Origin of the sequence: Streptococcus loxodontisalivarius (genome assembly GCF_016908645.1) — a bacterium.
Classification (GTDB): Bacteria; Bacillota; Bacilli; order Lactobacillales; family Streptococcaceae; genus Streptococcus; species Streptococcus loxodontisalivarius.
In genome coordinates this window covers 48,231-57,893 of sequence record NZ_JAFBEH010000009.1, presented here as the reverse complement: position 1 = coordinate 57,893, position 9,663 = coordinate 48,231, and the positions used below count along the sequence as shown (strand labels likewise).

Here is a 9,663-nt window from a genome sequence, read left to right as displayed (position 1 = left end):
CCTGCATATTGTGCTTGTGCCATTATAATAGTGCTCCTTTCCTCTTAGAATTAGATAAGACCTGAGATATCAAGTACTTCTGGTTGTTGTGCAGCTAATCGCAAAGATATTACCAAGTGTTGTCGCTGGTGCCAATTGGCTCAAGATACCTGCTGCATCTGTGTGAAGTCCTGCTGCATAGATTTTTGAAAGGGGAACGATACCTGCACCCATACCTCCTGCCATTTGGGCAAATGAGATATACATAACAGAGTGACCGAAACCTTGTCCAAGAAGGGCACCCATTGCACCTGTCGCAAAGAAACCAACAACCATTGAAATCAAGGCAACTGGAATGAATTTTGTAGAGGCTTTAACCAAGAGGTTACGGTTCATACCAAGGATAGAACCACAGATGAGGGCTGCGATATAGAAATCGAGGAAGCCCCAATCGCTCATAAAGCTAGAAGTTGCTGAAACAACGTCTTTTGGAACAAGACCAGTCGCAGCAAGCACTGCAGCTGCAATCAAGGTGAAGACTGAACCACCACCCAGGTAAGTATTCCAAAATGGAAGTTTTTCTCCAATATAGTAGAACAAGTGTCCAAGAACCACCAACATGAAGGTGATACCAACCATGTTAAGTGGCAATTTGCCCATTGCGATAACAACGATAAGTGTCAGAACAAAACCTAGGTAGAGAGGTAAAGACACACCTGAGATTTTGATATCATTTAGTTTTTTCACTTAATCTCCGACCTTTCTTAGTATTCTGGATACCATTTAAGGTCACGAACTGCTTTAGCCATGTCAGTTTCTTTAGCTTGAGCCAATCCTTGTTCTTGAGCTTTTTTAGCAACTGCTTCCGCTACTTTGATAGAAACGTCAGCAACATATTTGAATGGAGGAAGAACTGGTGCACCTGGTTGTCCTGGGTTAACGATACCTGACAATGAGTGAGCGGCTGCACCGATCATTTCGTCTGTAAGAAGTGATGCTTCTGAAGCAAGCATACCAAGACCAAGACCTGGGTAGATCAAAGCGTTGTTAGCTTGACCGATTTCATAGTCAACACCTTTGTAGCTGATTGTTCCTGAAGGAACACCAGTAGCAACGAAGGCTTTACCGTCTGACCATTCGATAACTTGTTGTGCAGTTGCTTCCAATTTTTTAGTTGGGTTTGAGATTGGGAAGATAACTGGGCGTTCAGTGTTTTCACACATTGCTTCAACAACTTCTTTAGTGAAGGCACCTGGGTTAGTTGATGTACCAACCAAGATTGTTGGTTTAACTGTCTTAACAACGTTAAGAAGATCAGTCATGTCGCCAGCGTTAGCAAAGTCTTCACGTTTTTTAGCGAATGGTTTTTGAGCTGGAGTAAGGTCTTCCATATCGTCGAACAAGAGACCTTGTTTGTCGATCATGAAGAAACGTTTGTAAGCTTCTTCTTCTGAAAGTCCTTCTGAAACCATTTCAGCGTGAACACGATCAGCAATACCAGCACCAGCTGAACCACCACCGTAGCAAAGGTAAACTTGGTCAGTCAATTTTTCACCAGTGATGTCAAGGGCACCGAAGATACCACCAAGAACTACGATACCAGTACCTTGGATATCATCGTTGAAAGTTGGGATTTCTTTTTTGTAACGGTTAAGGATATCAGCCGCTGTTGAACGACCGAAATCTTCCCAGTGAAGGTAAAGTTTAGGGAATGTGTTTTCAGCGATTTGAACAAATTGGTCGATGAAGTTATCGTATTGTTCACCGCGAACACGTTCATGACGGTTACCAAGATACATTGGGTCTTCCAAAAGTTCTTTACGGTTAGTACCAGCATCGATAACAAGTGGCAATACTGATGAAGGATCGATACCTGCTGCTGCAGTGTAGACCATCAATTTACCAACTGAGATATCAACACCTTGAGTTCCCCAGTCACCGATACCAAGGATACCTTCTGCGTCAGTAACAACGATCAAACGGATATCACGGTCACCAGCAGCGTTTTTCAATGTTTCTTCGATATTTTCTGGGTGGTTAATATCAAGGTAAGCTGCATATTGTGGGTCTACAAAAAGGTGGCTGTAGTTTTCGATTGTGTCAGCGATAACTGGATCATAAACGATTGGGTTGAATTCAACAATGTGTTGGTTGAAAAGGTAGTAGAAAAGAGTACGGTTTGTGTTGAAGATTTCCATCAAGAACAAACGTTTTTCCAAGTCACTTGATTTTTGTGAGAAATGTTGGTAAGTTTGCTCAGCTTGTTCTTCAATTGTTTGAACGTAAGGAGGCAAAAGTCCGATAAGACCAAGTTCTTTACGTTCTTCCATTGTAAAGGCAGTACCTTTGTTAAGGAATGGGTTGTTTAAAATGTCATGTGCACGCATGATCGTGACCTCCATAAAGTAAAATATGATAAGATTTTTTCTTATGGAGGCATTATAAACCTCTCATCTTCTTATAGTCAACTTGCCAAGGTTTGATAAATAATATTTATAATAAAAGAGCTAATATGATAAAATATTAGCAAAGGAGTCCTTATGAACCTCAGAGATTTTGACTATTTTTTCCAGCTATCCCAGCTCAATTCTTACACTGCTGTCGCCAAGCATTTTGGGGTCAGTCAGCCCACAATCACCTATGCCATCAAGCGTCTAGAAGAGCAATTCAATTGCCATCTCATCATCAAAGACCCTGCCCATCGAACGGTTGAATTAACTCAGGAGGGCTTGATTCTAGCTCGTCATATAGAGCAGATTTTAATTGAAGTTTCCGTTGCTCATAAAGAAATTAAACGCTATTCTCAAAAAAAATTGACTATCGGTTTTCCACCCATTATCAGAGCCCGTATCATTTCAAAATTATTGAATCACAAGAAGGATCTTTCCTTCCTCAGTAATTTTGACCTGCATACTGAAGGATCTAAGTTTCTCCTGCAGGAGCTTTTGAATGGGGAGCTTGATTTTTCCTTTATCGGAAGTCATCTACCGCTAGAACATCCCAATCTGGAAATCTTCCCCCTCTACAAGCGTGAATTTTATATCTTTGTTTCCGAAAAGCACCCTCTAGCTGATAGAAAAGAAATTTCCTTCAAGGAATTACTGGATCAAAATTTTATCATGCTCGACTCAGGGCATACCCATTACGATGTCTTTAATCAACTCAATCAACAGTATCATAATCAAGCAAAGGTTATTTTTGAGCTCAATGAAGTGTCACTGGTTGGACAGCTAGTTAAGGAAAATATTGGCATTACCCTCTTGACTGACTTTGTCCTCTTTACCGACACTGAAGGGCTGGTAAAAATCCCTCTGGTCGAATCTGAAAAGCAATACTTCCACGTCAGCTATGCCTATCCCAAAAACGCAGTGCTATCTCCAGATTTGGAGAATCTCATCTCTATTTTAGAAGACATCAAGACGAACCAAAAGAGCCTGGGAAAAAACTCCTAAGCCCCTTTATTTTTTTCTAGTCTGATTTGCAAGACGCAGTGGTTGAGTGGGCTCTAATTCGTTGATAAATCAACTCTTACAGCCCTACTCAACTGTGCGGAGGTGGGACGACAAAATCGAATTCCTTCGGAATTACCGATTTTTGTCCCACTCTCTTTTTCTTATTGGAATATCTGAAGAACTGCATTTAGTCCTTGATAACCAATTATGGTGTAGAGATAAAGTGTCGCTGGTTTTGAAATGAGGAAAATGACTATAAATTTTTTCCAGGTCATTTTGGAGAGCCCTGCTACCACACAGAGAAAATCGTCTGGAAAGCCTGGTAAAATGAAGGCTGCGGCTAGGAATTTTTCAAAGAATTTACCATCATTGCGGTCTAGATAGGAAACATACTTATCATAGGTCTCTTCTGAGACAAAGGCTTTCGCGAAGCCATTTCCATAACGACGAGCCAAACCAAAGGCTAAGAGTGAACCGATGAAAATCCCCACAAAATTATAGATAAAGCCGTAAAGAGGACCAAAGATGATATGTCCGATAATGGCTGTCATACCACCAGGAATGATCGGGTAAATGACCTGCACCATCTGTAAAAGGATAAAGAGCAGAGGTCCAAAAGCCCCTAAACTAACCAAGGTCTTCTGAAAACTGCCTCCAACAGCCATCATATTAGGATGAGTCTTGAAGTAGTAAAGGAGAAAAGCTGACGCAAACAAACCAAGGATGGTCAAGCTTCTGATAATCAGTTTCTGATCAATAGTTTTTACTTTCATAGCTTCCTCCTTCTTCCTGTTACAATACTATTTACTACTTCTTCACTTTTCCTTTTTTCATAACTGAACCCGTTTTAAAGGTCAATAAACTAACCAAGAGCGCAAAAATTCCGAAAAGTGACAAGAAACCAATACCTAATTTTTTCATAAAATCCTCTTTTTACTTATTAAGATAGTTCCAGTATAAAGGAAATTTAAGTAAAAAGCTCGGCTAAACCGTCAAAAAATTGTGGCAAAAGTGTGGCAGAAAAGAAATCAGATTTTAAACCAACTTCTTCTCTAGTCTATCTAAAAACGCAAATGTGATCTGGCTTAGCTCCAAGAATCGTCTGAATCATCGTCAGACCAGTTACCTTTTGCTGCACCACCAAAAATTTGGGCAATCATTTCATCTGTCACCTTGTTGTCTTTGAGGCTTGTTGAGACTGCATTTTGAGCTGTTTCCAATTGTTTTTCAAGGTCTGATTGTTTTTCAACATAGCTTGCATAAGTTGTTGAATATTTCTCTTTCAAGGTCTTGAGGGATTCGATATCTTTCAAGAGTTTAGACTTATCATCTGATGATAGGCTTGAGTCATCGACAGCTTGTTTAAGGTCAGTCAGATCATCTGTATCAAGGTCTTCGATACTGTCTGGTGTATCTGCATTGAGCTTAGACCAGATACTTGCATTAGTCTTCATCAAGTTTGTGAACTCAGTATTGAGTGGTTCGATATTGTCTGTATAGAGTTTTTCCAGCTGACTTTGAAGGTCGCTTGCCTTCGTGATATTATCTTTAGCTTTTTCAATAGCTGCAAGGAAGGTCTTCTTATCGTCTGATGACAAACCAGAATCATTGATAGCCGTTTTCCATTCGTCATAGGTCATGCTTGCTGTTGCTGCGTTAAATGATTCGCTATCTTCACGGTCTCCCCAATTATCAGAGCCGTCAGCTAATTGACTGAAATCTGAATCAAAGCGAGTTTCCATACGATCTTCAAAATCACCGTGATCACCGATCTTAGTTCCGACAGCTACACCTGCACCTGCTACTAGAAGAACACCTGCGCTGATGAGGAGGGTTTTCTTCCAGTTCTTAGTCAAGCCAGTTTTAGCTTTTTGAAGTTGTGATTTGATTTGATCTTTTTTAGACATGTTTGTTACCTCTTTTATTATCTTTTTGATGATACTAGTATAGCTCTTAAAAAAATAGAATGCTCGGTCATTTCAGGGTAAAGCTGTGGCAAGAATGTGGCAAAGTTTTCGGTCTTTTTTCCTAAATTCTAGGACTTAAAAAATATCTCTAGTATCAACTAAAGAAGTCACCAAAGACCTCAACTTGAATCTTAGAAACAAGAAAACCTCGGTCCTAGTAAGATCTAGAATCGAGGTTTTGTTTGTTATTTTTTGCGCCAGCTGTACTTTTTAAAGTCTCCGCTCTGCCATTTTTCAAAAGTATAGGCGTAGCCTGCAACCACAAATGGTAAAAGTAGGTAGACATAAGGTGAAGTGTACTGACTCTTAGTCTCCCAAAGCAGGTGGAAGACAAGGCCACCTGCTAGGTAGATAAAGGGATAGAGCTTGAGGTGGGCATCCTTGTCCGTCTTCTTGAAGAAGGCAATGAAGAGGAAGGCACCCGCATAAATCATGATAAGAATAGCATGCGTAATCTGATAGAGAATACGATAGAGCCAACGTCCGTGATAAAGGCTGGCAGCAAAGGCATTAATCAGAGGCTGCTTCTTGAAACGACTGGGACCAGACCAGATTGACTCAAAGGTCGAATCCATCCAGGTCGATAAGAACTTGTCCTTAAAGAAGGTCCAGGTATAAGCTGGATGTTGAATGAAATAGGAGACACTCTCCTGTACACTCGCTTTTGCATCCGCTTCGATTGCCTTGTAATCACCGTTTTTTTCAAAATAAATGCGGCGCACATAATGGTTATACCAGCCTGGTTGACGACGACTATTACCATCATCTTGCAAGCCCATAGCCAACCAGGTCACCTTAGGAGTCCCACTCAGGTCCTGACCAGACAAGTGTTCATAATAAGCCACCGTTGCCTTGTTCATCCCCCAGCCTAGACCAATCATGGCTAAAGCAATCAGAATAGGCTTGAAAGATTTTTTGCTCATGGTTTCAAAAAAGAGGACCAAGCTCAAAGCCACCAATAGGAGAATATAGTTATTCCTAATCCAATAGGATAGGGCTAAGAAGACAATTGCTCCTGCTGCCCATTTCCAATTTTTAGTCTTCAAATAGCGGAGCAGGAAATAGATACCGAAGCTGGCAAAGAAGAGCCCAAAGATTATGCCATATACAAAGAGAATATTGAAAAATTGCGGCAGAAAGGCAAAACTCAATAAAATACTATATCGGGTAATCTGTTCATCCTTAAAGAGCAGGTCTGTCGTCTTCCAAGTGGAAAAATTGATCCCAATGACCGCAAAGAGATTGAGAACAAAGAAGATAACCATACTTGGAATAGGAATAATCTTCATGACCAGACGTTCAAAGGTCACAAGTCCCAACTGGTGAGGATAGCGATAGAGATACTCTCCCGTTTGGAGAAATCTCAAATTACCACTATTAATTTCAACTGCCGAGCGAAAGACAGTCGCTGCATCATCTCTGGTCTTATCAGTCGTTATAGCAATCAAGACAATCCCGATAAGCAAGTAAGTCAGAGCAAGCGACCAGAAGACCTTCTTATGCGACTGCTTAGCAAACCATTTTCTACTGATATAAAGGATAAAGACAAAGAAAATCAAGGTCAAAAAGACCCAAATCTTAACTGGCAGCAGCTCTGCCCATTCCCCACCGTCCAGATAAACAATGGTCTGAACCAATAAGGAGGACAAGAACAGCAAGCCCATGAGGGGAATACCGCCCCACCTGACCAGCCACTGCAAGGCTTTGGATAAGCCCAATCCCATACGATAAAGTCGGTTTTTCATCATTTTCCAGAGCTTATAACCCTAAGCTCTGCTACTCCTTTCCTGAATTGATTGGAAGTGTCAGACTAAAGCAGGTGCTTTCTGCATCCGACTCCACCCAAATCTGTCCACCGTGTCTTTCCACGATGTCTTTAGTCATGGCCAAGCCGATACCGAAATTGCCTCCGCTTCCCTTATAGAAACGTTCAAAGAGGTGCTTACGGTCTTCTGCTGAAATAGCAGGGCCATTATTGCAAATCGAAATTTTAAGAAGATTTCCTGTCTGCTTAGTCTCGATAGAAATCTTGTCCTTGGCATAGCGGACAGCATTTGACAGGATATTCATCAAGGCTCTTTCAATCAAGCGTTCGTCAGCTTGAATTTCGACAAATTCATCTTCAAACTGGTGTTGGAAGATAATTCCCTTATCATCAGCCTTATTCTTAAGACGCCAAGTCAGATCATAGAGAATCTCTGGAATACTGATAGTTTCCAAATCAAGCTGAGACTGGGTCGATTCCATCTTAGAAATGGTCAGAATATCATCAACCAGCTCTGCCATTTTCTGACTTTCGTCAAAGATAACTGAGGCAGCCGCCTTCTCATCCTTGATAACACCTTCTTTAATGCCTTCCGCATAACCTTGGATGGACATGAGTGGCGTACGCAATTCATGACTCGAATTCTGGAAGAAGACTTGCTGACTGCGCTGATTGGCATCAATCATATCACTCATGTGCTGAACTGTTGACGACACCTCATTGAACTCCTTGTAAGGAAGAACAGGTGCAACCAAATCCTCCTCACGATTTCCAAGGCGTGTAATATAGTCCTTCAAGCTAAGAAAGGCCTTGTCAGTCTTGCGAGAAGTCAGGTAGATAAAGACTGTGGCAACGAGACCGATAACCAGGAAGATAATCAAGAGAGCAATGTTGATCCAAGTGTCCATGCTCTCAACTGGTGTTACATTGGCAAAGACAAAAACATAGTAATTCTTAGCTGTTTCACCACTTGAAGCCTCACGAATATAGTAGTCATTAAGGACACCCTTATAGGTTCCCATATCAACGACATAGGTGTAACCGTGAATTTTAACCTTGGCCATCTGAGCATTGTCAAGCAGGGTCACCGTATCTTCAACAGGTTCTTCCTGATCAGAGGCAGTTGAACTCGCCTGACTACTTGATTGGTCGCTGGATTGACTAGTTGAAGTCGTGCTTTCCTCTGACTCATCGTCGTCATCATCGCTATCGTCATCCTTGTCATCATCATCCCAATCATCTGAGTCATCTTCATCATCAAAAAATCCCCAAGAATCAGCATTCTTATAGAAATAATTGGTGATGGTTTTAGAGATGGTCTTGTCTGAAAAATCATCTAGGCTAGTCGACAGGTACTGTGTTTCAAAATCCTCATCCACAATCACATAGGTCGTTTCAAAGATATTTGCCTGTGTGCTATCACCATTTGCCGACACACCTGAGTAGAGCGAATTGAGAATGGTAAACTGATTTTGAATGGCTGTACTGGTCTGCTCATCGATAAAATAGCTGAGCGTCAAATTGAAGACCAACCAGATAGTTCCAAATGAGAAGAAGATGATGGACAGAGGTTGCAAAAAGAGTGTCTTTCTCAGACTAGAGCGACTGCGATTTTGCCACCAACGTCTCGGATGAAGCAGGACTTCCTTAATCTTTTTTAGCCAATTTGAAACCATAGCCCCAAACCGTTTCAATAAGGACATCACTCTCCACCTCTCTTAATTTCTTACGCAGACGCTTGATGGTATCATCCGTCACGCGCGTCTCCACATCACTTTCATAACCCCAGACCTTCTCCAAAAGCTCGTCACGAGACACCGCCTCATCCTTTTGCAGCATCAAGACACGCAAAAGCTCAAACTCCGTATTGGTCAGCTTGATTGGCTTATCTTGGAACATAGCAGAGCGGTCCTTCTCAGACAGACTTAGACCATGGTAGTCCATCTTAGCCGTATTATCAGCTGCTTGCGCTCTGGGCTGACGCGTCAAAATCGCCTTGACACGTAGAGTTAATTTGATAGGAGAAAAGGGTTTGGTAAAGTAGTCATCAGCCCCAGCTGAAAAACCCTCCACAAAATCCTTATCGCTATCACGCGCGGTCAAAAGAATGATCGGCACATCTGAACGCTTACGAATAGCCTGGGCTGTACCAAAACCATCTGTCCCAGGCATCATGACATCCAAAATCACCACATCTGCCTCTTCTTCCATAAAACGCAGGAGCAATTGATCTCCTGTCTCAAAAATCTCGACCTCCATGCCCTCTTCTCTCAAAAAAGAGGCAATCAGTTCACGGATATTTTTTTCATCATCAGCAACATATACTTTTGCCATTTTAGTCACCTTTTTCACTTAGTTCAAAACAAAATACCATTTCAGTTAGACTTTCTCAACCTGCTCTAAAGACTCAGAAATTCATTTTGTTTTCTTTAGTCCTATCTTATCATAATTAGGTCAAAAAATGGCAGTCCGTCACAGACTGCCACACTATTGCCTAAAT

7 protein-coding genes and 1 pseudogene are annotated in these 9,663 nt (G+C 41.5%); 1 reads left to right on the top strand and 7 read right to left on the bottom strand.

Annotation, left to right across the window (positions count from 1 at the left end):
- Positions 1-96: 96 nt before the first annotated feature.
- Positions 97-726: pseudogene (locus JOC28_RS03215) on the bottom strand (2-hydroxycarboxylate transporter family protein); the annotation flags it as partial.
- Between the two features lie 17 nt (positions 727-743).
- Entirely contained in the window at positions 744-2,366 is a 1,623-nt protein-coding gene (locus JOC28_RS03210) for a malolactic enzyme (RefSeq protein ID WP_205009206.1), read from the bottom strand.
- Positions 2,367-2,519: 153 nt separating this feature from the next.
- On the opposite strand from JOC28_RS03210, the gene JOC28_RS03205 reads away from it, so the two are divergent.
- Positions 2,520-3,431, top strand: coding sequence for a LysR family transcriptional regulator (locus JOC28_RS03205; protein WP_205009205.1), 912 nt, complete (start codon positions 2,520-2,522; stop codon positions 3,429-3,431).
- Positions 3,432-3,592: 161 nt separating this feature from the next.
- Here the strand turns inward: JOC28_RS03205 and JOC28_RS03200 are convergent, their stop codons facing one another.
- The 5 genes from JOC28_RS03200 to JOC28_RS03180 form a co-directional block, all read right to left on the bottom strand.
- A complete protein-coding gene (locus JOC28_RS03200; RefSeq protein ID WP_205009204.1) occupies positions 3,593-4,204 on the bottom strand; it encodes a TVP38/TMEM64 family protein in 612 nt (203 codons plus the stop codon).
- A gap of 312 nt (positions 4,205-4,516) precedes the next feature.
- Positions 4,517-5,338, bottom strand: a complete 822-nt coding sequence (locus tag JOC28_RS03195) for a hypothetical protein (protein ID WP_205009203.1) — start codon at positions 5,336-5,338, stop codon at positions 4,517-4,519.
- A 245-nt stretch (positions 5,339-5,583) separates the two neighbouring features.
- Positions 5,584-7,146 (bottom strand): glycosyltransferase family 39 protein, encoded by a 1,563-nt coding sequence (locus JOC28_RS03190; protein WP_205009202.1) that lies wholly within the window; start codon positions 7,144-7,146, stop codon positions 5,584-5,586.
- A 28-nt stretch (positions 7,147-7,174) separates the two neighbouring features.
- Complete coding sequence (locus JOC28_RS03185; RefSeq protein ID WP_205009201.1) at positions 7,175-8,866, bottom strand: sensor histidine kinase; 1,692 nt, start codon at positions 8,864-8,866, stop codon at positions 7,175-7,177.
- Entirely contained in the window at positions 8,811-9,497 is a 687-nt protein-coding gene (locus tag JOC28_RS03180; RefSeq protein ID WP_205009200.1) for a response regulator transcription factor, read from the bottom strand. The genes JOC28_RS03185 and JOC28_RS03180 overlap by 56 nt, the downstream gene beginning before the upstream one ends.
- Between the last annotated feature and the right edge of the window lie 166 nt (positions 9,498-9,663).

Excerpts from the sequence above, each read along its gene's own strand:
- JOC28_RS03210 (WP_205009206.1), bottom strand. The coding sequence starts at position 2,366 with ATGCGTGCACATGACATTTTAAACAACCCATTCCTTAACAAAGGTACT.
- JOC28_RS03205 (WP_205009205.1), top strand. The coding sequence starts at position 2,520 with ATGAACCTCAGAGATTTTGACTATTTTTTCCAGCTATCCCAGCTCAAT.
- JOC28_RS03200 (WP_205009204.1), bottom strand. The coding sequence starts at position 4,204 with ATGAAAGTAAAAACTATTGATCAGAAACTGATTATCAGAAGCTTGACC.
- JOC28_RS03195 (WP_205009203.1), bottom strand. The coding sequence starts at position 5,338 with ATGTCTAAAAAAGATCAAATCAAATCACAACTTCAAAAAGCTAAAACT.
- JOC28_RS03190 (WP_205009202.1), bottom strand. The coding sequence starts at position 7,146 with ATGATGAAAAACCGACTTTATCGTATGGGATTGGGCTTATCCAAAGCC.
- JOC28_RS03185 (WP_205009201.1), bottom strand. The coding sequence starts at position 8,866 with ATGTCCTTATTGAAACGGTTTGGGGCTATGGTTTCAAATTGGCTAAAA.
- JOC28_RS03180 (WP_205009200.1), bottom strand. The coding sequence starts at position 9,497 with ATGGCAAAAGTATATGTTGCTGATGATGAAAAAAATATCCGTGAACTG.